Here is an 18,479-nt window from a genome sequence, read left to right as displayed (position 1 = left end):
CCGAATCGGGGCTGCCCCCTCTAATAACAGTGCTCCGAGAGCGCTGCCCGCCAGGCCTTGTCAGGCTTGGGCTGGGCCACTATAAGGCGACATCAGGCTATCCAGAAGATTTTTCCGATTGCCTGGAACTATCAACCCTATAGACCTTCTAACTTAGCACTCGTCCGGTTCGAGTGCTAATATGCGTTGCAATGCGGTGTCCCTTCGGGACACACCGGCAACCCACCGCCGGATGCGAAAGGAGTCATAGTGAACGCAGTCCTGTCTGCCGATCAAACCCAAGTTACCCGCCGTCTGCCCACGGCGCCCCAGAATGCCGCCGCGAATGCCTTCGCACTGACCTTCCCCGGCACACTGGGCAATCTGGACAGCTACATCCAGGCTGTCCACCGCATCCCGATGCTCACCCCCGAGGAAGAGCTCAGCCTGGCTCGCGACCTGCGCGACAACGACTCAGTCGATGCCGCCCGCCGCATGGTGATGTCGCACCTGCGTCTGGTGGTCTCCATTGCCCGGCAGTACCTGGGATACGGCTTGCCTCACGCCGACCTGATCCAGGAAGGCAACATCGGGCTGATGAAGGCCGTCAAGCGCTTCGACCCCGAACAGGGCGTGCGCCTGGTGTCGTACGCGATGCACTGGATCAAGGCCGAGATCCACGAATACGTGTTGAAGAACTGGCGCATGGTCAAGGTGGCCACCACCAAGGCCCAGCGCAAGCTGTTCTTCAACCTGCGCAGCCACAAGCAGGGCTCGCATACCTTCACGCCCGAGCAGATCGAAGCCGTTGCGCGCGAGCTCAACGTCAAGCCCGAGGAAGTGATGGAGATGGAAACCCGCATGTCGGGCGGCGATATGGCGCTGGAAGGCCAAATCGAGGACGGCGAGGAAGAGTTCGCGCCGATCGCCTACCTTGCGGATAACCACAACGAGCCGACGCAGGTGCTGGAAGCCAAGCGCCACGACCGTCTGCAGGTCGAAGGCCTGGAAGAGGCGCTGACGAAGCTGGACCCGCGCAGCCGCCGCATCATCGAGGCCCGCTGGCTCGACGTCAACGACGATGGGTCGGGCGGCGCCACGCTGCACGAACTGGCCGACGAGTTCGGTGTATCCGCCGAGCGGATTCGCCAGATCGAATCGGCGGCAATGAAGAAGATGAAGGGTGCGCTGGCGGCATTCGCCTGAGACCACGCTCCCCGCATTGAAAAAGGCCGGTCATTCGACCGGCCTTTTCTTATTTACGACATCAGCTGCTTGAGGTCATGCGCGATCGGCTCCGGCCCCTGGCCGTGGCGAATGAACAGCCGCAACTGGCCGTTCTGGTCAAACACGTAGCTGCCGGCCGAGTGATCCATCGTGTAGTTGTCCGGCGACGAACCCGGCACCTTGGCGTAGTAGACCTTGAAGTCCTTGGTCACCTTCTTGAGCGCGGCCTCGTCGGCCGGGCGCAGGCCCAGGAAGCGCGAGTCGAAGGCCGGCACATACTGGGCCATCAGCGCCGCCGTATCGCGTTCCGGATCGACGGTGACGAACAACACCTGCACCTTGTCCGCATCGGGCCCCATCTGCTCCATCACCTGCTTGAGCTCCACCATCGTGGTCGGGCACACGTCCGGGCAATGGGTGTAGCCGAAGAACATCAGCACCACCTTGCCCTTGAAATCGGCCAGCGTGCGGGTCTTGCCGGTGGGGTCCAGCAGCGCGAAGTCCTTGCCGAACTCGGTGGCGCCCGAGATATCGACGTTGCGGAAGGACGGCTTTGGTTGCCCACAGGCGGCCAGCAGGGCCGTGCAGAGCGCGAGCAGACAAAAGCGGCGGAATGCGGCCCAAAGGCCTTGGGAAGAGGTCGACATGCGCAAGAATCGGGAGGAGTTGCCCGAAAGTATCGCCGATTGGGCCGGCGATGACTTCCGGGCGCGGCAAGATGCCGCAGGTTGTCAGACCTGCGGCACGAACTTGAAGTAGTGATCCACTAGCAGCGCCGCGAACAGCAGCGACAGGTACAGGATCGAATAACGGAAGGTGCGCTGCGCGAGGCCATCCGAGTAGTTGCGGTACAGCTTCCAGGCATAGCCCAGGAACACCAGGCCCAGCGCCAGCGCCGCCGCAAGGTAGATGTAGCCGCTCATGCCGTACACGAACGGCAGCAGCGTGGCCGCGATCATGATCAGCGTGTACAGCAGGATATGCAGCAGCGTGTAGCGCTCGCCGTGCGTGATCGGCAGCATCGGCAGGCCGGACTTGGCGTAGTCGGCGCGGCGGTACAGAGCCAGCGCCCAGAAGTGCGGCGGCGTCCAGGTGAAGATGATCAGCACCAGGAACCAGGCCTCGGCAGGCACCGTACCCGATACCGCGGACCATCCTAGCGCCGGGGGCATGGCGCCCGACAGGCCACCGATCACGATGTTCTGCGGCGTCGCCGGCTTCAGCAGGATCGTATAGACCACGGCATAGCCAAGGAACGTGGCGAAGGTGAGCCACATCGTCAGGTCGTTGGCGAAGACGTGCAGCAGCCACATGCCAGCACCGCCCAGCACGGCCGAGAAGATCAGCGTCTGGGTGGTGGTGATCTCGCCTGTGGCCGACGGGCGCCACGCGGTGCGGCGCATCAGCGCGTCGATCTTCTGTTCCACCAGGCAGTTGATGGCGAAAGCCGCGCCGGCCAGCAGCCAGATACCAGCCGCGCCACCGATCAGCACCGACCACGGCACCATGCCCGGGGTGGCCAGGAACATGCCGATGATGGCGCAGAACACGGCGAGTTGGGTCACCCGCGGCTTCGTCAGCGCGGCGTATTGGCGGGCCAGATGGCGTAATCGGCCCACGGAGGATTGGGAGTGGGTAGCAGTTACCACGGGGGGCATCTTGTCCTTCATGTGGCGCGCGCGGCAATCGAGGGTTGCGTGGCGGCGCCGGCGGAGCGAGTGGCGAGGCCGATATTGTAGTTGAGACGGAGCAACAACATCAGCAGCAGGGCTGCTCCGCCGTTATGGGCCACCGCCGCGACCAGCGGCCAGTCGAAAACGATGTTCGACATGCCGGTGCACAACTGCAGCGCCAGCACGACCAGCAACCACCGCGCATGCCGCGCCAGCCCTTCCATCCGGCGCGCGCGCAGCGCGAACCAGAGCAGGAAACCGAGCACGACGAAGGCGAAGCCACGGTGGACCCAGTGGATAGCCACCAGCGCCGCGTGCGGAATGTAGTCGCCGTCGGCCGTCATGCCGAGCTGGCGCCACAGCGTAAAGCCATGGCGGAAGTCCATCTCTGGCACGAGCTGGCCGTTGCAGAGCGGAAAATCGGTACAGGCCAGCACCGCGTAGTTGGTGCTGACCCAGCCGCCCAGGAAGATCTGAACGACCAGCAGCACCAGGGCCAGCAGGCCGGCCCAGCGCAGCGAAGCCGCCTGTGGCGCCACGACATGCGGCGGTTCGTTACGCGACCCGAGCAGGATCAGCGACGCCAGCAGCGCCATCGCCAGCAGCAGATGGGTGACGACGATGATCGGTTGCAGCTTCATCGTCACGGTCCACATACCGAACGCGCCCTGCAGGCAGACCAGCAGGAACACGCCGGTGGCGAACCACGGCGACTGCTTCAGTTCGCGGCGCTTGACCCATGCCAGCACCATCAGCGAGATGATCAGCACACCCACCGCCATGGCGAAATAGCGATGGATCATCTCGATCCACGCTTTCATCAGCGTGACCGGGCCGCTCGGGAGCGCCGTTTCCGCCGCGCGAATCGGGTCCATCGCCGCGTGCGGGTTCGAGTGGCCGTAGCAGCCGGGCCAGTCGGGGCAGCCGAGGCCGGAGTCGGTCAGCCGGGTAAAGCTGCCGAACATGATCAGGTCCAGCGTCAGGAACGCCGTGATCCAGACGAGCCTGCGATATTTGTCGCGATTGCCGCGCACCATCACGTAGGACAGGGGCAGCAGCGCAATCAGGATGCCAATGATGGCCAACTGAAGCAGCATGGGAATTCAGCCAATACGGGAATACTTCAGCAGCTTCTTCAGGTCGCTGCTGATCTTCTTGGGGTCGGGGTCCTTCGGCCAGCGCATCATCAGGTTGCCGAGCGGATCGACCAGGTAAATCGCATCCTCGGCGCGCGCGCCGTCCTCGGCCGGCAGCCATTGGGCAATCGTGGCCCGGTCCATGCGCAGGAATCGCACGCCCGCATAAGGTTCGTTGTAGGCGGCCGCGAGCCGGTCGTCCACATCGCCCCGGTCCTGGATCAGCCAGACAGGCACGATCCGCTCGCGGTCCTCGCCCTGTCCGACGCGGATCTGGCGCACCGTGAACAGTTTCTTCGCGCATATCTCGTCGCAGGCGGACGGGTCGGTCATCACCATCAGCCACTTGCCGCGCATGGACGCGAGCGGCACCGACTCGTTGCGCTCATTAGTCACCTGCACGGGCGGCATGGGCCGTTGCGGGTCGATCAGCACGCCGTAGTTGGTGCTGCCGCCGGTCGGTTTGATCACGTAGTACGTGAAGTACGAAAAGAGTACGGGCGATGCGCAGACCAGCAGCAGCATCAGCATCTGCAGGCGGCCGCGGCGCGTGCGCGCGTCGATGCGGGGGTCCGGCGAAGCCGTGGGATCTGGCTGCGGCATGGCGTTCGTCTGTGCGTTCATCGTTCGTTTATAGGTTTCCATTGCCGTCTGCCCGGTCCAGCCGGGCGCGCCGCCAGCCGAGCACGGCCACCAGTACCAGCGTCAACACAGCCAGCCCGAACCACTGGGCGGCGTACCCGTAGTGTCGGTCCGCGCCGAAATCGGCCGGGGCCCAATCGCGGGCCAGTCCGTCTCCGGCATCGCCCGATTGTTCTACCACCACCGGCAGGAGTGACGCCTCGATCTCATGAGAAAAAGCGGCAAGGTCGATATTCTGACGGATCTTGCGTCCGGCCTCCGCGGAAGCATCCTGCCCGAGGCTGTAGACGCGCGGCACAGCGGCCAGCGCCGTGCCTTCGACTGTGACTTCCCCCGTGGGCGTCGGGAACGGCGCGATGCGCGTGCGGTCCTGCGCATCGCGTGGCAGCCAGCCTCGCAGCACCAGCACGCTGCCACCGTCCGCCAGGCGCAACGGCGTGAGCACGAGGAACCCCGCACGGCTGTCAGTACCGTTGCCGTGCGGACGATTGTCGAGCAGCACGGTCTTGTCCGCGTCGAACGTACCGCGCGCGCGCACGCGGCGCTCGACCAGTTGTGCGGCATCGGTCTGGCCCGCGCGCAGTTCGACAGGCGCCTGCTTCGCCAGCGTAGCCAGCCGCTCCGCACGGTCGATCTTTTCATGCGCGCGGCGCAGTTGCCAGTTGCCGAGCGCGCAGGTGACGACGATCACCACGAGCGCGGCCACCATCGGCACCGGGCCCGGCGAACGCCAGAGCGTGCGGGTCGTCACGGGTTCCCTCCGGGCATCGCGGTGCGATAATGGGCGCTTCGCAGAACGGGCCCCCACATGCGCTTCGTCATCCTTGTCGCCTTCATCCTGATCATTGGCAGCCTGGCCTCCGCGCTGTTCTTCATGATGCGCGACCGTGGCCGCACGCCCAACATGATGCGTTCGCTGATGTTCCGCGTCGGCTTCTCGGTGGCGCTGTTCCTGTTCATCCTGTTCTCGCACTGGATGGGCTGGATCCAGAGCACGGGCATCCATACGTCGCCCTGACAGGCATCCTCGCGAAAAAAAGCGCCGCCGAGATTTCTCTCCCGCGGCGCTTCGCTTTCTTCGATACCGCACGCCGCCCGCAGGCGGCGCGGCGAAATCCTTACAGCCAGTAGACCACCACGTACAGGCCCAGCCAGACCACGTCCACGAAGTGCCAGTACCAGGCTGCGCCTTCGAACGCGAAGTGATGCTCCGGCGTGAAATGGCCCTTCAGCACGCGGATCAGCACCACCGTCAGCATGATCGCGCCCATCGTCACGTGGAAGCCGTGGAAGCCAGTGAGCAGGAAGAACGTCGAACCATAGACACCCGAAGTCAGCTTCAGGTTCAGTTCGCTGTAGGCGTGCATGTACTCATAGGCCTGCAGGCACATGAAGATCGCGCCCAGCAGGATCGTCAGGACCAGGCCCTGAATCAGCTGGCTGCGCTTGCCGGCCAGCAGCGCGTGGTGCGCCCAGGTCAGCGTGACGCCCGAGGTCAGCAGCAGCGCCGTGTTGATGGTCGGGATCGGCCACGGGCCCATCGTCTGGAAGTCTTCCACGGTGCCGGCAGGGCCCATGTTCGGCCACACGGCCGCGAAGTCCGGCCAGATGATCTTGTTGTTCAGGTCGCCCAGCCACGGCATGGCGATGGTGCGCGCGTAGAACAGGGCGCCGAAGAACGCCGCGAAGAACATCACTTCGGAGAAGATGAACCAGCCCATCGACCAGCGGAACGAAGTGTCGATGTTCTTGCCGTACATGCCGCCTTCGGATTCGCGGATGGCGTCGCCGAACCAGCTCTTGAGCACGAAGAGGAACCACAACAGGCCGAAGCCGCACAGGTACGGCGCCCACGGTTGCCCGTTGACCCAACCCGCGGCTCCCGCGCCGGTCATCAGCAGGCCGAATGCCGCCGTGATCGGATGGCGCGACGGGCCCGGCACGAAGTAGTACGGGGCGTTTGCGCGATTCGCACTCATTCTTCTATCTCCAGCTCAGAGTCTCTAATGGTTATTCGCCAGATCCGCTTCGCTTCGGTTGCCAGCGGCTCTGTCCTTTTTCCCTGCTAGTTTCCTGCTACGACTGACTCACCACGGCGCGCACCACCAGGATCAGCACCGTCACGAACACTGCCGCCGCGATCAGCCCGGCGATGATCACGTGCACCGGGTTCAGCCGCGCCATGTCGGACTCATGCTCCGACCCCTTGCGCAGCCCGATGAACGACCACAGCACCGCGCGCACCGTCTGCGCGAAGGACGCCTTGCGATGCACCGGATCCACCGAATCGTCGCGGTTGGTCATCGTCAGCTCCCCCTCTGCACCGGGGCCTGCTCATCCTGCGGCGCCTGCGCCACCGGCGTGCCCACCTCGAAGAACGTGTACGACAGCGTGATGGTCTTCACGTCCTTAGGCAGCTTCGGGTCGATCACGAACACCACCGGCATCTCGCGCGCCTCCTTCGACTTGAGCGTCTGCTGCTTGAAGCAGAAGCACTCGATCTTCTTGAAGTACTCGGTGGCCTGCTTCGGCGCGTAGCTCGGAATCGCCTGCGCCGAGATGTCCCGCGATTGCCCGTTGGCCACCTCGTACACGATCGTCGTCAGCTCGCCCGGATGCACTTCCATCGAATGCTTCACCGGCCGGAATGCAAACGGCCCGCGCGCGTTGGAATCGAACTCGACCGTGATCGTGCGGCTCGTGTCCACCTGCGAGTTCTTCAACGCCGACCCGCCATACAGATCGCGCGTGGTCAGCACATTGATACCGGTAACCTCGCAGATCGCCTTGTACAGCGGCACCAGCGCGTAGCCAAAGCCGAACATCAGCGTCACCACTACCAGCAGGCGCAACATCATGCCGCGGTTGAAACGCTTCTCGATTGCCTTGTCCTGCCCGTCCACGCGTCTGCCTCCTACTTCATCGTTCTCATCGGGACATCAGCCGCCAAGGAACACCATCTTGGCAAAGAATCCCAGAAAGAAGACCACCACGATCGAGAGCAATATCCAGCCAAGACGGCGGTTGGCGGCCCGCTGGGCGGCCTTGCGATCCTGCGGCGATGGGCTTGTTTCCGAGGGCTGCATGAGCATCTGGTTAGCGGGCCGGACACCTGCCCCGGGGGGCTGGCATCCGGCCGGTGTTACTGGATTACTGGATTACTTGACGACCGGCGGTTCTTCGAACGTGTGGAACGGTGCCGGCGACGGCACGGTCCACTCGAGGCCTTCCGCGCCATCCCACGGCTTGTCGCCGGCGGCCTGGCCACCGCGGTAAGACGGCAGGACCACGAAGAAGAAGAAGTACACCTGCATCAGGCCGAAGCCCAGCGCGCCGATCGAGGCGATCGCGTTGAAGTCCGTGAACTGGGTCGGGTAGTCCGCATAGCGGCGCGGCATGCCGGCCAGGCCCAGGAAGTGCATCGGGAAGAAGGTCACGTTGAAGAAGATCAGCGAGCCCCAGAAATGGATCTTGCCGCGCATCTCGTCATACATGAACCCGCTCCACTTCGGACCCCAGTAGTAGAAGCCCGCGAACAGCGCGAACAGCGAGCCCGCCACCAGCACGTAGTGGAAGTGCGCCACGATGAAGTAGGTGTCCTGCAGCTGGATGTCGATCGGAGCGACAGCCGGCATCAGGCCCGTGAAGCCGCCGATCGTGAACACGAAGATGAAGCCGATCGCGAACAGCATCGGGGTCTCGAACGTCATCGAGCCGCGCCACATCGTGGCGATCCAGTTGAAGATCTTCACGGCCGTCGGCACCGCGATCAGCATCGTCGCGTACATGAAGAACAGCTGGCCCGTCACCGGCATGCCGGTGGTGAACATGTGGTGCGCCCACACGATGAACGACAGGATCGCGATCGAGGCCGTGGCGTACACCATCGAGCTGTAGCCGAACAGGCGCTTGCGCGCGAAGGCCGGCACGACGTGCGAGATGATGCCGAACGCCGGCAAGATCATGATGTAGACCTCGGGGTGACCGAAGAACCAGAAGATATGCTGGTACATCACCGGGTCACCGCCGCCGGCGGCCGAGAAGAAGCTCGTGCCGAAGTGGCGGTCGGTCAGCACCATCGTGATCGCGCCAGCCAGCACCGGCATCACGGCGATCAGCAGGTAGGCGGTGATCAGCCACGTCCAGCAGAACATCGGCATCTTCATCAGCGTCATGCCAGGCGCGCGCATGTTGAGGATGGTGACGATGATGTTGATCGAGCCCATGATCGACGACGCGCCCATGATGTGCATGGCGAAAATCGCCATGTCCATGCCCGGGCCCATCTGCACCGACAGCGGCGCGTAGAGCGTCCAGCCCGCGGCGGTGGCGCCGCCCGGCGCGAAGAACGAGCCGACCAGCAGCAGCGCGGCCGGCGGCATCAGCCAGAAGCTGAAGTTGTTCATGCGCGCGAACGCCATGTCAGAGGCGCCGATCTGCAGCGGGATCATCCAGTTCGCGAAGCCGACAAACGCCGGCATGATCGCGCCGAACACCATGATCAGTCCGTGCATCGTGGTGAACTGGTTGAACAGTTCGGGGCGGAAGAACTGCAGGCCCGGCTCGAACAGCTCCAGGCGGATCAGCAGCGCCAGCACGCCGCCGGACAGCAGCATGGTGAACGAGAACAGCAGGTACAGCGTGCCGATATCCTTGTGGTTGGTGGCGAACAGCCAGCGGCGCCAGCCATGCGGGTGATCGTGCGCATGATCGTGATCGTGCGCGTGGTCGTGCGGATGGCCCAGTGTCTCCGGGGTAGCGGTACTCATCGCAATGACTCCATCAATTCCTGAATGCGGGGCTACCGCGGGTCAGCCTGCGACGCGGTTGCCCGCGAGGCTGGCCTGCTTGTCGGGGGTGCTGGACGGCGCGGCAGCCTTCGGGGCTGCATCGCCTGCGCCGGCCTGTGCGCCGCCGCCTTCCGGGAACTTGCCCGTGCGGGCGCCCGTGAAGTCCGCCGGCTGAATCACTTCGCCGGTCTTGTTGCCCCAGCTATTCCGCGTGTACGTCATGACAGCGGCCAGCTCGGTGTCGGAAAGCTGCTTCCACGACGGCATGGCGTTACGGCCTTCCAGCAGCACGTGCATCTGGCCAGCCTTCGGACCGTTGACGACCTTGGAGCCATCCAGCGCCGGGAACGGACCACCGCCCTTGCCGGTCGGCTGGTGGCAGACCGCGCAGTTGGTCGCGTAGACCTTTTCGCCGCGCGCCTTGATTTCGTCGAGGGTCCAGACCTTGTTGGGATCATCCGCCGCAGCGGCCATCGCCTTCTTCTTGTCGTCGACCCACTTCGTGTACTCGGCATCGGACACGACGCGCACCACGATCGGCATGAACGCGTGTTCCTTGCCACAGAGTTCGGCGCACTGGCCACGATAGACGCCGGTCTTCTCGGCACGGAACCAGGTGTCGCGCACGAAGCCCGGGATCGCATCCTGCTTGACGCCGAACGCCGGAATCATCCAGGCGTGGATCACGTCATTGGCAGTGGTGACGATACGGATCTTCTTGTTGACGGGCACCACCAGCTCGTTGTCCACCTCCATCAGGTAGGTGTTCGACTTTTCCTGCTGGTTGTTGATCTGCTCGCGCGGCGTGGTCAGCGTGGACACGAACGAGATGCCCTCGCCCTGGCCCTTGAGGTAGTCATAGCCCCACTTCCACTGATAGCCGGTGGCCTTGATCGTGATATCCGAGTTCGTGGTGTCCTTCATCGCCACCACGGTCTTCGTCGCCGGCAGCGCCATGGCGATCACGATCAGGAACGGCACGATCGTCCAGACCACTTCCACCGTGATGCTTTCGTGGAACGAGGCCGGGCGGGCGCCCTTGCTCTTCCGGTGCTTGAAGATGGAATAGAACATCACGCCGAACACGGCGACGAAGATCACCGTGCAGATGATCAGCATCATCCAGTTCAGCCAGTGAATCTGTTCGGCGATTTTTGTAACGGGTTCGGCCAAGTTGAGCTGTCGGACGGCGGGGCCGCCTGGCATGTCACTGACCGCGGAGGCCGCCTGGCTGACAAGCAGGGACGCGCCTGCCAGACATGCTGCGGATGCCTTCTTCCACATTTTCATTGTTTATCTACCCAATTTACAGATTCAAATCTGTCCCCGCCCTGCCCCGCAACCTGCCCTTTCAGACACGCCGCAAGGCCACCGCGAGTTCCTGCGCGAACTTGCGCCGCCGATACGGGTCCAGATACAACCCCACCTGCACGGAGCGCTTGTCCGACCGCAGTACCACCGGCGCCCGGAACGATTCACCCAGTTCAACCCGCACCCAGCGTGGGTTGAATACTTCCCGCGTGATCCGGCTGGCGCTGGCTGTCTCCACGACCAGCATTCCGTCGGTCACACTCACGCGTTCATAATCCGCCGCATGGCGCGCATACGCCAGCAGGGCAATCCCCAGCCCGAGCAATTCCAGGCCAGCAAACGGCAATACGAGCCAGGCCCCCAGCCACACGGCGAAGAACACCGCGATGGCTGTCGAGAAACATACGATGGAGAAGTAGAACCAGCCGGCCTGGCGCGGAGTGAGCGAGCAATTCCGCTTCATCAGCCAGTCGTTGCTCGGCAAGGGGGTGCGTCCGTCGAGATTTCCGCCGGAGTCACCAACTGCCGTCTGGAATGCGATACCCAAGTCTTGCATCGCCAACCACTCCGCATCGGATGCACACCCGGGACGAAACACGTCGGAGGTTTGCACATGCGAAGTGCATTCCAGGGACGTTCTTGTGCCAGGGGACCACTGCGACAAACTGGCGCATTATATGGCGCTTCGCATACCTGAACAAGGTAGGATTTGACCGAAGTGCTTGCGCTCATCTAGTTTTTGTGCATGGCCGCATCGCCCCCGATAGTCAACACAATCGGCGCGCGCGCATTGTCGCGCAACCATGCACGACACCGCTTTCATGGCCGCGGCCGGGCGCGTCCGATGCTGTCGACCGGCACAACTGCGCGACCCTGATCGTCGGTTGCCTGCCTGCCACGCGGCGCCAGCTTCCATGCATGGCCGTAGACAATTTCGAACGTCAATGGGATCACGCCATCGGCGTTACGTTGACGATCGAGCGCGGCCAGCACGGCCCGATACCACCGCCTGCCACGCAGCCCGACCGACCCCGGACGACGGAAGCCGCCGAACGATCGCACTTCACGCAACAGATTCTCCGGCGACTCGTAGGTGACCGTCAGCGTTTCCATATCCATCACGGGGGTGGACCAGCCGCTGTGCACGAGCATGTCGCCGATATCGTGCATGTCGACGAAGCGCAGCGTGTGCGCGTCGAGATCGACATCGGCGAACGCCGCGCGCAGTTCCTTCAGCGTGTCGGGGCCGAACAGCGAGAACATCACGAGCCCTTCGTCGCGGGTCACGCGATGCCATTCCGGAAAGACGCGATGCGGCTCCGGATGCCAGTGCAGGGCGAGGTTCGACCACAACAGATCGAAGCTGGCCGCGTCGAATGGCAGTGTGGCAAGATCGCCCTGCACCAGATCGAACATCGGCCGCTTGCCGAGCAGGCGTCCAATCCAGCCTGGGCGCCGCTGCGGATCGCGTTGTCCGGCCTGCTGCAGCATGGCGCCGGAAATATCGAGACCGGCAATCTGCGCATCGGGAAAGCGCGCGCGCAATCCCGCCAGGCCCTGCCCGTGGCCGCAGCCGATATCGATGGCCCGGCGCGGCGTCAGCTTGACCACGTCCATGCGCTCCTGCATCCGCTGGCCGATTTCGCCCAGCAGAAAATCGAGCTGGCCGAAGCTGTGACTGCGGCGGTCAAAGGCAAGCCGGGTCAGGCGCGCGGGCGGCAACCAGGCATCGGGGGAATCAGCAGCATGCAGGGACACGGAGAGACGGAACGGAATCAGTGGAATCGGCGGGCGGCGCAACAGCGTGTCGCGCCTCGGCATGGGCCGGACCCAGATGGCCGGCCAACAGGGACTGGAGTATACGCGCCCTCTTCGCGGCTCGCCGGGCGTGCCGGCGGGATCACCGGGCTCTGGTCGGCGCTGCTGCCGTCGGTTTGCCTGATCTGCGCGAAGGTCCAGCGCGACGTGGTCTGCGCGGGTTGCGCCGACGCGCTGTTGAGAATCGTTCCGCGCTGCCCGCGTTGTGCGATGCCCGGCACCCTACCCAGTGTGAAAACGGGCCGATGTGACGCCTGTGCCGACGACGACCCCATCGACACCACATTGACGCTGGGCGACTACATCACGCCAGCCGATCGGCTGGTCTTGCGCCTGAAGTTTGCCGCGCGCCTCCCCGCTGCCGCATGGATCGCCCGGCAAATGGCGGCCCGGATGCAAGCTGCGGGTGTCGCGCCCGATGTTCTGGCACCGATTCCTCTTGCACCACAACGGCTGGCGGGCCGCGGCTTCAACCAGGCGTGGGAAATCGCGCGGCCGCTGGGCAGGCAGCTTGGCATCGCGGTCTCGGCAACATTGCTGGCCCGCCGGCGCGACACGGTCAGCCAGCGTGCGCTCGACCAGTCGGCACGGCAGGCGAATCTGCGGGATGCGTTCGTGCTGGACCCGCCCCGCCGGCTAGACGGACTGCATATCGGACTGGTCGACGATGTGATGACCACGGGCGCCACGCTACGTGAGGCGGCACGGGTGCTCAAGGCGCATGGCGCCGCGCGGGTGACGGCGCTGCCTGCGCTGCGCACGCCGTGACACCGGCTGCGACTAGCGGTAAGCTGCGCTCCGGTTTTTCGCCTATCCCATCATGTTCAACGTCGTTCTTGTCGAACCCGAAATCCCGCCGAACACCGGCAATGTGATCCGCCTGTGCGCCAATACCGGCGCGCAACTCCATTTGGTCAAGCCGTTGGGATTTCCGCTCGAAGACGCCCGGATGCGCCGCGCGGGGCTCGACTATCACGAGTACGCGACGATGCGTGTGCATGAAAGCTGGGATGCGTTGATGGCTGCCGAGCAGCCGGACCCCACGCGCATGTTCGCGCTGACCACGCACGGCTCCACGCCGTTCGGCCAGGTCAGCTTCGCGCCGGGCGACTGGTTCGTATTTGGTTCGGAGACCCGCGGGCTCGCACCGGAGCGCCGCGAGTGGTTCCCGTCCTCGCAGCGCATCCGCCTGCCGATGCGCCCCAACAACCGCAGCCTCAATCTGTCGAACACGGTGGCCGTGGTCGTCTTCGAGGCGTGGCGTCAGAACGGATTCGCGGGCGGCAGTTGAATCGACGACGTGGTCAGCCCTCGGGCTGCACGCCGGCCGCACGAATCACCTTGTCCCAGCGCGCCTTCTCGCTGACCATCGTTTCGCGCAACGATGCCGGCGCGGTACCGGCCGGGACGAAATACTGCGTGCGCATCTTTTCGCGGATGTCATCGCTGCCGATGATCCGGACGAATTCGCGGTAGAGCCGGTCGACGACCGGCGCTGGCGTGCCGGCCGGCGCCAGAATCGCCTGCCATGAAATCGCCTCGAATCCGGGGTAGCCCGATTCGGCCACGGTCGGCACGGATGGCAGCAGGGACGTCCGGCCCGTGGTGGTCACGGCCAGAATGCGCAGCTTGCCGGCATTGACCATCGGCATGGCAATCGCCGGCACCATGAAGCCGGCCTGCACCTGCCCGCCGACGATCGCCGTGGTGATCTGCGGAAAGCCCGGATAAGGCACGTGCTGCAGATCGATGCCAGCCATCGCTTTCAACTGCTCCATCGCCAGATGCGCCGCGCTGCCGTTACCGACCGAGCCATAGTTCAGCGCGCCCGGCTTCGACTTGGCCAGCGCGACGAACTCGCGCAACGTATGCACCGGCAGGCGGGCGTCGATGACCAGCACGTTCGGCGACGTCGCCACCAGCGTGACCGGCGCGAGCTGCTTCATCGGGTCGTAGCTCAGGTGGCGATACAGCGACGGCGCGGTGACAAGCGGACCGTTGATCGTGAACAGCAGCGTGTAGCCATCGGGTGCGGCCTTGGCAACCATGCCGGTGCCAATATTGCCGCCGGCGCCCGGCCGGTTTTCGACAACCACGGGCTGACCGAGCACTGTGGCGAGCTTCTCGGTCACGATACGCGCGATCAAGTCCGGCGAAGAGCCCGGCGGGAACGGCACGATCATGCGGATCGGCTTGGCGGGCCAGGTATCGGCATGGGCAACGGCAGGAACCGCGCCGACTGCGAAGGTGGCGATCAGGGCCTTGAGAGTGTCGCGTCGACTCGGCATCAAGTGTTACTCGTCGCGCGCGTCACGCTGCAGCAACTGCGAGACCGCATCGGCAACAGGCAACCCCTCGAACAGCACCGCGCAGACCGCGCGCGTGATCGGCATTTCCACACCGACGCGCGCTGCCAGCGCGGCAACGGCCTGCGCGCAACGCACGCCTTCGGCCACATGGCCAAGGTCTGCCAGGATCTGGTCGAGCGTCTTCCCGCCCGCCAGTTGCTGGCCGACCTTGCGGTTACGAGACAAATCGCCGGTGGCGGTCAGGATCAGGTCACCCATGCCGGCCAGACCCATGAAGGTCTCGACACGACCGCCGAGCGCAAGGCCCAGGCGCGTCATCTCGGCCAGCCCGCGCGTGATCAGCGCCGCGCGCGCATTGAGCCCAAGCCCCAGGCCATCGCTGGCACCGGTGGCGATCGCCAGCACGTTCTTCACCGCGCCGCCGACTTCGACGCCGATCAGGTCGTCGCTGCCGTAGATACGCATGGCATGGTGATGGAATGCAGCCTGCGCGCGATCGATCAGCACGTGCGCGGTGCCGGCCACGGTCAGCGCGCACGGCAAACCCTGCGCCACTTCCTTGGCAAAGCTCGGCCCCGTCAGCACGCCATATTCGATCTCGCCCGGCGCCACGCCGAGCGCGTTCAATTCATCGTGCACCATCTGGTGCGGCATCGCATGGGTCTCGGCTTCGAAGCCCTTGCAGAGCCAGAGCATTGCCAGCGGCCCCTTGCGACGCGCGGCCAGCCGGCGCGTCATTTCGCGCAGGCCGGATACCGGCGTGCCGATGATCAGCAGCCCCTCCGGATCGGTCAGGGCGTGATCGACGGCGCGATCGAAATCGGGCTCGCAGACAAGCCGGGGCGACAGGCTCACGCCCGGCAGATAGGTGGCGTTGACACCAGTTGCGGCGATGCCGGCAAGCTGAGCCGGATCGCGCCCCCAGAGCACCACGTCATGATCGGCGGCGGCCGTGGCCGCGTGGCTTGCAAGCGCGGTACCCCATGCGCCGGCGCCGAGAATGGTCAGTTTCATGGCAGGCCTGTGAAGTCAGCGAAAAGCGCTGTCGTCGCGACAGTATGAACGTTGACGCCTCGCAGAAACACCAAACGGGGCCGCAGCCCCGTTCTGGTGTCCGACAGGCAGTCGCCGATCAGTGGCGGGCCTGGCTGCCGTCAGGCATCACGATGCCCGAGTCGCCGCCCTGGCCTTGCGCTTCTTCCATCGCGGCCTGCAGGCGTTGCTCGTACAGCGCCTGGAAGTTGATTTCCGACAGGTGGATCGCCTGGAAGCCGGCACGCGTGATCACGTCGGCGATGTTGCCGCGCAGGTACGGGTACAGGATGGTCGGGCAGGCGATACCCAGCAGCGGGTCCAGTTGCTCCACCGGCACATTGCGGATGTCGAAGATGCCGGCCTGGTGCGCTTCCACCAGGAAGGCCACCTTGTCTTGCACCTTGGTCGTCACGGTACCAGTCACGACCACTTCGAAGATGCCTTCCTGCAGTTGCGAGGCGCCCACGTTGACCTGGACTTCCACCGAGGGGGCTTCCGATTCGAGGAAGATGCCCGGCGAATTCGGCTGCTCCAGCGACATGTCCTTCAGGTACACGCGCTGAATGTTGAAGAAGGGCTGGTCGTCCTGCTGGTTGGCTTGTTGCTGGTCGCTCATGAAAGGCTTCCGGATGGATCGGTTTGGGCGCGCTGCGCCATGCGGCGCCGGTGGTGTCGATCACCGGCGGCCAGTTGGAAAGCGCATATGGTACATGACGCCGTGGGCGAATTCACCCGGGGCCGGCGTCAATCGGATAGGTCGTTGATCTCGCTGGGAAACCGCGGGCCCTGGGGCTCAGGCCGCCAGCAGCGGCACCAGGCCGCCCTGACGGTCCAGCGCGGACAAGTCGTCGAATCCACCCACGTGTGTCTCGTCGATATAGATCTGCGGCACGGTCCGACGGCCGGTGCGCGTCATCATTTCCTCGCGCTTGCCGGGTTCGCGGTCGATCAGGATTTTCTCGATCGACTCGACGCCCCTCTGCTTGAGCAGACGCTCTGCCATCTGGCAGTAGGGGCACACCACCGTGCTGTACATGACGACGCGGGCCATGCGAAATCTCCTTGAATTCAAAACAACGGCGCGGACCGCCCGGGGCGGTACGCGCCGCGAATACTTCGATGAATGGGCTTACTTGATGACCGGAAGTCCGGCCTGCTGCCAGGCGGTCATGCCGCCTTCGAGCGCATAGACCTCACTGTACCCGGCTTCCTTCAGGGCTGCCTGAGCCTTGCTCGAGCGCTGGCCGTTCTGGCATACCACGATGATGGGGATGGCCTTATCCTTTGCAAGACCACCCGCCCGGTTGGGCAGATCGTCGAGTGGCGCGCTCTTCGCTTGCGGCATGTGGCCCTTGGCGAACTCGGCGGCGTCGCGGATATCCACCACCACCGCATTGCGCTTGTTGATCAGCTGCGTGGCGGCGGCCGCGTTGACGCGTTTTCCGCCCGTGCCGCTCTTGATCGTCGGCCAGGCCAGCAGGCCGCCAGACACCACGGCGATGGCGATCAGGGCCAGGTTATTGTAATCGGCGAAGAAATTCACGTTGGCATTCCGTTGGGTTGGGTCGGCGGCATTATAAAATACGCGGTTTCGTGCCCACGCCGATATTTGTCCGTCGCCTCCCGGCCGCCGCCGGCCTTGCGACGGATCGTGCGCACTGCAGGTCATTTACTCCCTGGAAGCAGCATGTACAAGCTCGTTCTCATCCGCCACGGCGAATCCACGTGGAACCTCGAAAACCGCTTCACCGGCTGGGTCGACGTCGACCTGACCGATACGGGCGCCGCGCAGGCCAGGCAGGCCGGCACGCTGCTCAAGGAAGCCGGCTTCGCCTTTGATGTGGCCTACACCTCCGTGCTCAAGCGCGCCATCCGCACGCTCTGGCACGTGCAGGACGAAATGGACCAGATGTGGATTCCGGTGCGCAACGAATGGCGCCTGAACGAACGTCACTACGGCGCGCTGGCCGGCCTGAACAAGGCGGAAACGGCCAAGAAGTACGGCGACGAGCAGGTGCTGGTGTGGCGCCGCAGCTACGACACGCCGCCGCCCGCGCTGGAGCCGACCGACGAACGTGCCTCTTTCGGCGACCCGCGCTACGCCAACGTGCCGCGCGCGGAGATCCCGCTGACCGAGTGCCTGAAGGATACGGTGGCCCGCGTGATGCCGCTGTGGAACGAATCCATCGCTCCCGACATCAAATCCGGCAAGCGCGTGGTGATCGCCGCCCACGGCAACAGCATTCGCGCCCTCGTGAAGTATCTGGACCAGATTTCGGATGACGATATCGTCGGCCTCAACATTCCCAACGGCACCCCGCTCGTCTACGAGCTGGATGCCGACCTGCGCCCCCTGCGCCACTACTACCTGGGCGACCAGGAAGCCATCGCGGCATCCCTGGCCGCCGTGGCCAGCCAGGGCAAGGCCCGCTGACAGCCGGCGCGCGGATGCGCCGGCCCGGGTCGCACCCGGGTAGGCGCGCCGCGTTGTGTGGCCGCCCCCACCATGGAATGGCGGCCCTCAGGTCTTTTTCTCCGCACCCTCTTATACTGTCGGTC

General features: G+C 64.6%; 23 protein-coding genes. 5 read left to right on the top strand and 18 right to left on the bottom strand.

Going from position 1 to position 18,479, the window contains the following annotated elements:
* Positions 1 to 249: 249 nt before the first annotated feature.
* A complete protein-coding gene (gene rpoH / locus B2246_RS09825; RefSeq protein WP_008642691.1) occupies positions 250 to 1,185 on the top strand; it encodes an RNA polymerase sigma factor RpoH in 936 nt (311 codons plus the stop codon).
* 53 nt (positions 1,186 to 1,238) lie between these two features.
* Here the strand turns inward: rpoH and B2246_RS09820 are convergent, their stop codons facing one another.
* From B2246_RS09820 to B2246_RS09800, 5 genes are all read right to left on the bottom strand, one after another.
* A complete protein-coding gene (locus B2246_RS09820) occupies positions 1,239 to 1,853 on the bottom strand; it encodes an SCO family protein (RefSeq protein ID WP_017511741.1) in 615 nt (204 codons plus the stop codon).
* Between the two features lie 84 nt (positions 1,854 to 1,937).
* Positions 1,938 to 2,864: a heme o synthase gene (cyoE, locus tag B2246_RS09815; RefSeq protein WP_080709663.1), complete on the bottom strand. Its 927-nt coding sequence runs from the start codon at positions 2,862 to 2,864 to the stop codon at positions 1,938 to 1,940.
* A gap of 8 nt (positions 2,865 to 2,872) precedes the next feature.
* Positions 2,873 to 3,976 carry a COX15/CtaA family protein gene (locus tag B2246_RS09810; protein WP_008642688.1) on the bottom strand — a complete coding sequence of 368 codons (1,104 nt, stop codon included), beginning with the start codon at positions 3,974 to 3,976 and terminating at the stop codon, positions 2,873 to 2,875.
* 6 nt (positions 3,977 to 3,982) lie between these two features.
* Positions 3,983 to 4,639, bottom strand: coding sequence for an SCO family protein (locus tag B2246_RS09805; protein ID WP_035881326.1), 657 nt, complete (start codon positions 4,637 to 4,639; stop codon positions 3,983 to 3,985).
* A 7-nt stretch (positions 4,640 to 4,646) separates the two neighbouring features.
* On the bottom strand, positions 4,647 to 5,408 hold the full coding sequence (locus tag B2246_RS09800; protein ID WP_286881825.1) for an SURF1 family protein: 762 nt from the start codon (positions 5,406 to 5,408) through the stop codon (positions 4,647 to 4,649).
* Positions 5,409 to 5,465: 57 nt separating this feature from the next.
* On the opposite strand from B2246_RS09800, the gene B2246_RS09795 reads away from it, so the two are divergent.
* A complete protein-coding gene (locus B2246_RS09795) occupies positions 5,466 to 5,675 on the top strand; it encodes a twin transmembrane helix small protein (RefSeq protein ID WP_008642681.1) in 210 nt (69 codons plus the stop codon).
* Positions 5,676 to 5,775: 100 nt separating this feature from the next.
* On the opposite strand, the gene B2246_RS09790 is transcribed toward B2246_RS09795, so the two are convergent.
* The 8 genes from B2246_RS09790 to B2246_RS09755 all read right to left on the bottom strand — a co-directional run bounded on the left by B2246_RS09790 (position 5,776) and on the right by B2246_RS09755 (position 12,579).
* Positions 5,776 to 6,636 carry a cytochrome c oxidase subunit 3 gene (locus B2246_RS09790; RefSeq protein WP_008642679.1) on the bottom strand — a complete coding sequence of 287 codons (861 nt, stop codon included), beginning with the start codon at positions 6,634 to 6,636 and terminating at the stop codon, positions 5,776 to 5,778.
* 97 nt (positions 6,637 to 6,733) lie between these two features.
* On the bottom strand, positions 6,734 to 6,961 hold the full coding sequence (locus tag B2246_RS09785) for a DUF2970 domain-containing protein (RefSeq protein WP_008642678.1): 228 nt from the start codon (positions 6,959 to 6,961) through the stop codon (positions 6,734 to 6,736).
* 2 nt (positions 6,962 to 6,963) lie between these two features.
* Complete coding sequence (locus tag B2246_RS09780; RefSeq protein WP_286881826.1) at positions 6,964 to 7,560, bottom strand: cytochrome c oxidase assembly protein; 597 nt, start codon at positions 7,558 to 7,560, stop codon at positions 6,964 to 6,966.
* Between the two features lie 36 nt (positions 7,561 to 7,596).
* Positions 7,597 to 7,743 carry a cytochrome oxidase small assembly protein gene (locus B2246_RS09775; protein WP_017511745.1) on the bottom strand — a complete coding sequence of 49 codons (147 nt, stop codon included), beginning with the start codon at positions 7,741 to 7,743 and terminating at the stop codon, positions 7,597 to 7,599.
* 72 nt (positions 7,744 to 7,815) lie between these two features.
* Positions 7,816 to 9,426 carry a cytochrome c oxidase subunit I gene (ctaD, locus tag B2246_RS09770; RefSeq protein ID WP_008642672.1) on the bottom strand — a complete coding sequence of 537 codons (1,611 nt, stop codon included), beginning with the start codon at positions 9,424 to 9,426 and terminating at the stop codon, positions 7,816 to 7,818.
* A 42-nt stretch (positions 9,427 to 9,468) separates the two neighbouring features.
* The gene (gene coxB / locus B2246_RS09765) at positions 9,469 to 10,737 is read right to left on the bottom strand and encodes a cytochrome c oxidase subunit II (protein WP_008642668.1); all 1,269 of its coding nucleotides are present in this window, start codon (positions 10,735 to 10,737) and stop codon (positions 9,469 to 9,471) included.
* Between the two features lie 61 nt (positions 10,738 to 10,798).
* A complete protein-coding gene (locus B2246_RS09760; protein ID WP_008642665.1) occupies positions 10,799 to 11,314 on the bottom strand; it encodes a DUF2244 domain-containing protein in 516 nt (171 codons plus the stop codon).
* A gap of 263 nt (positions 11,315 to 11,577) precedes the next feature.
* A complete protein-coding gene (locus tag B2246_RS09755; RefSeq protein WP_008642663.1) occupies positions 11,578 to 12,579 on the bottom strand; it encodes a methyltransferase domain-containing protein in 1,002 nt (333 codons plus the stop codon).
* Positions 12,580 to 12,786: 207 nt separating this feature from the next.
* On the opposite strand from B2246_RS09755, the gene B2246_RS09750 reads away from it, so the two are divergent.
* Positions 12,787 to 13,344: a ComF family protein gene (locus B2246_RS09750; protein ID WP_317915375.1), complete on the top strand. Its 558-nt coding sequence runs from the start codon at positions 12,787 to 12,789 to the stop codon at positions 13,342 to 13,344.
* Between the two features lie 52 nt (positions 13,345 to 13,396).
* Positions 13,397 to 13,867 (top strand): tRNA (uridine(34)/cytosine(34)/5-carboxymethylaminomethyluridine(34)-2'-O)-methyltransferase TrmL, encoded by a 471-nt coding sequence (gene trmL, locus B2246_RS09745; protein WP_008642659.1) that lies wholly within the window; start codon positions 13,397 to 13,399, stop codon positions 13,865 to 13,867.
* Between the two features lie 13 nt (positions 13,868 to 13,880).
* Here trmL and B2246_RS09740 read toward each other — a convergent pair whose 3' ends face one another.
* The 5 genes from B2246_RS09740 to B2246_RS09720 form a co-directional block, all read right to left on the bottom strand.
* The gene (locus B2246_RS09740) at positions 13,881 to 14,864 is read right to left on the bottom strand and encodes a Bug family tripartite tricarboxylate transporter substrate binding protein (RefSeq protein ID WP_286881827.1); all 984 of its coding nucleotides are present in this window, start codon (positions 14,862 to 14,864) and stop codon (positions 13,881 to 13,883) included.
* Between the two features lie 6 nt (positions 14,865 to 14,870).
* Complete coding sequence (locus B2246_RS09735; RefSeq protein WP_008642656.1) at positions 14,871 to 15,899, bottom strand: NAD(P)H-dependent glycerol-3-phosphate dehydrogenase; 1,029 nt, start codon at positions 15,897 to 15,899, stop codon at positions 14,871 to 14,873.
* Positions 15,900 to 16,017: 118 nt separating this feature from the next.
* On the bottom strand, positions 16,018 to 16,536 hold the full coding sequence (gene secB / locus B2246_RS09730) for a protein-export chaperone SecB (protein WP_008642655.1): 519 nt from the start codon (positions 16,534 to 16,536) through the stop codon (positions 16,018 to 16,020).
* A gap of 177 nt (positions 16,537 to 16,713) precedes the next feature.
* Entirely contained in the window at positions 16,714 to 16,971 is a 258-nt protein-coding gene (grxC, locus tag B2246_RS09725) for a glutaredoxin 3 (RefSeq protein ID WP_008642652.1), read from the bottom strand.
* 78 nt (positions 16,972 to 17,049) lie between these two features.
* A complete protein-coding gene (locus B2246_RS09720) occupies positions 17,050 to 17,463 on the bottom strand; it encodes a rhodanese-like domain-containing protein (RefSeq protein ID WP_008642649.1) in 414 nt (137 codons plus the stop codon).
* Positions 17,464 to 17,607: 144 nt separating this feature from the next.
* Between B2246_RS09720 and gpmA the strand changes: the two genes are divergently transcribed.
* On the top strand, positions 17,608 to 18,354 hold the full coding sequence (gene gpmA / locus B2246_RS09715; RefSeq protein WP_008642647.1) for a 2,3-diphosphoglycerate-dependent phosphoglycerate mutase: 747 nt from the start codon (positions 17,608 to 17,610) through the stop codon (positions 18,352 to 18,354).
* Positions 18,355 to 18,479 lie beyond the last annotated feature (125 nt).

Source organism: Cupriavidus sp. UBA2010 (genome assembly GCF_002335265.1).
GTDB classification, from domain to species: Bacteria; Pseudomonadota; Gammaproteobacteria; order Burkholderiales; family Burkholderiaceae; genus Cupriavidus; species Cupriavidus metallidurans.
This window is presented reverse-complemented; position numbering and strand designations above follow the sequence as displayed.

What these genes read in the sequence shown, in the direction of transcription:
- trmL (WP_008642659.1), top strand. Translation starts at nt 13,397, where the DNA reads ATGTTCAACGTCGTTCTTGTCGAACCCGAAATCCCGCCGAACACCGGC.
- B2246_RS09805 (WP_035881326.1), bottom strand. Translation starts at nt 4,639, where the DNA reads ATGAACGCACAGACGAACGCCATGCCGCAGCCAGATCCCACGGCTTCG.
- B2246_RS09810 (WP_008642688.1), bottom strand. Translation starts at nt 3,976, where the DNA reads ATGCTGCTTCAGTTGGCCATCATTGGCATCCTGATTGCGCTGCTGCCC.
- B2246_RS09775 (WP_017511745.1), bottom strand. Translation starts at nt 7,743, where the DNA reads ATGCAGCCCTCGGAAACAAGCCCATCGCCGCAGGATCGCAAGGCCGCC.
- B2246_RS09755 (WP_008642663.1), bottom strand. Translation starts at nt 12,579, where the DNA reads ATGCCGAGGCGCGACACGCTGTTGCGCCGCCCGCCGATTCCACTGATT.
- coxB (WP_008642668.1), bottom strand. Translation starts at nt 10,737, where the DNA reads ATGAAAATGTGGAAGAAGGCATCCGCAGCATGTCTGGCAGGCGCGTCC.
- cyoE (WP_080709663.1), bottom strand. Translation starts at nt 2,864, where the DNA reads ATGCCCCCCGTGGTAACTGCTACCCACTCCCAATCCTCCGTGGGCCGA.
- secB (WP_008642655.1), bottom strand. Translation starts at nt 16,536, where the DNA reads ATGAGCGACCAGCAACAAGCCAACCAGCAGGACGACCAGCCCTTCTTC.
- B2246_RS09820 (WP_017511741.1), bottom strand. Translation starts at nt 1,853, where the DNA reads ATGTCGACCTCTTCCCAAGGCCTTTGGGCCGCATTCCGCCGCTTTTGT.
- B2246_RS09785 (WP_008642678.1), bottom strand. Translation starts at nt 6,961, where the DNA reads ATGACCAACCGCGACGATTCGGTGGATCCGGTGCATCGCAAGGCGTCC.
- B2246_RS09735 (WP_008642656.1), bottom strand. Translation starts at nt 15,899, where the DNA reads ATGAAACTGACCATTCTCGGCGCCGGCGCATGGGGTACCGCGCTTGCA.
- ctaD (WP_008642672.1), bottom strand. Translation starts at nt 9,426, where the DNA reads ATGAGTACCGCTACCCCGGAGACACTGGGCCATCCGCACGACCACGCG.
- B2246_RS09750 (WP_317915375.1), top strand. Translation starts at nt 12,787, where the DNA reads ATGCCCGGCACCCTACCCAGTGTGAAAACGGGCCGATGTGACGCCTGT.
- B2246_RS09740 (WP_286881827.1), bottom strand. Translation starts at nt 14,864, where the DNA reads ATGCCGAGTCGACGCGACACTCTCAAGGCCCTGATCGCCACCTTCGCA.
- B2246_RS09760 (WP_008642665.1), bottom strand. Translation starts at nt 11,314, where the DNA reads ATGCAAGACTTGGGTATCGCATTCCAGACGGCAGTTGGTGACTCCGGC.
- grxC (WP_008642652.1), bottom strand. Translation starts at nt 16,971, where the DNA reads ATGGCCCGCGTCGTCATGTACAGCACGGTGGTGTGCCCCTACTGCCAG.
- B2246_RS09795 (WP_008642681.1), top strand. Translation starts at nt 5,466, where the DNA reads ATGCGCTTCGTCATCCTTGTCGCCTTCATCCTGATCATTGGCAGCCTG.
- B2246_RS09790 (WP_008642679.1), bottom strand. Translation starts at nt 6,636, where the DNA reads ATGAGTGCGAATCGCGCAAACGCCCCGTACTACTTCGTGCCGGGCCCG.
- gpmA (WP_008642647.1), top strand. Translation starts at nt 17,608, where the DNA reads ATGTACAAGCTCGTTCTCATCCGCCACGGCGAATCCACGTGGAACCTC.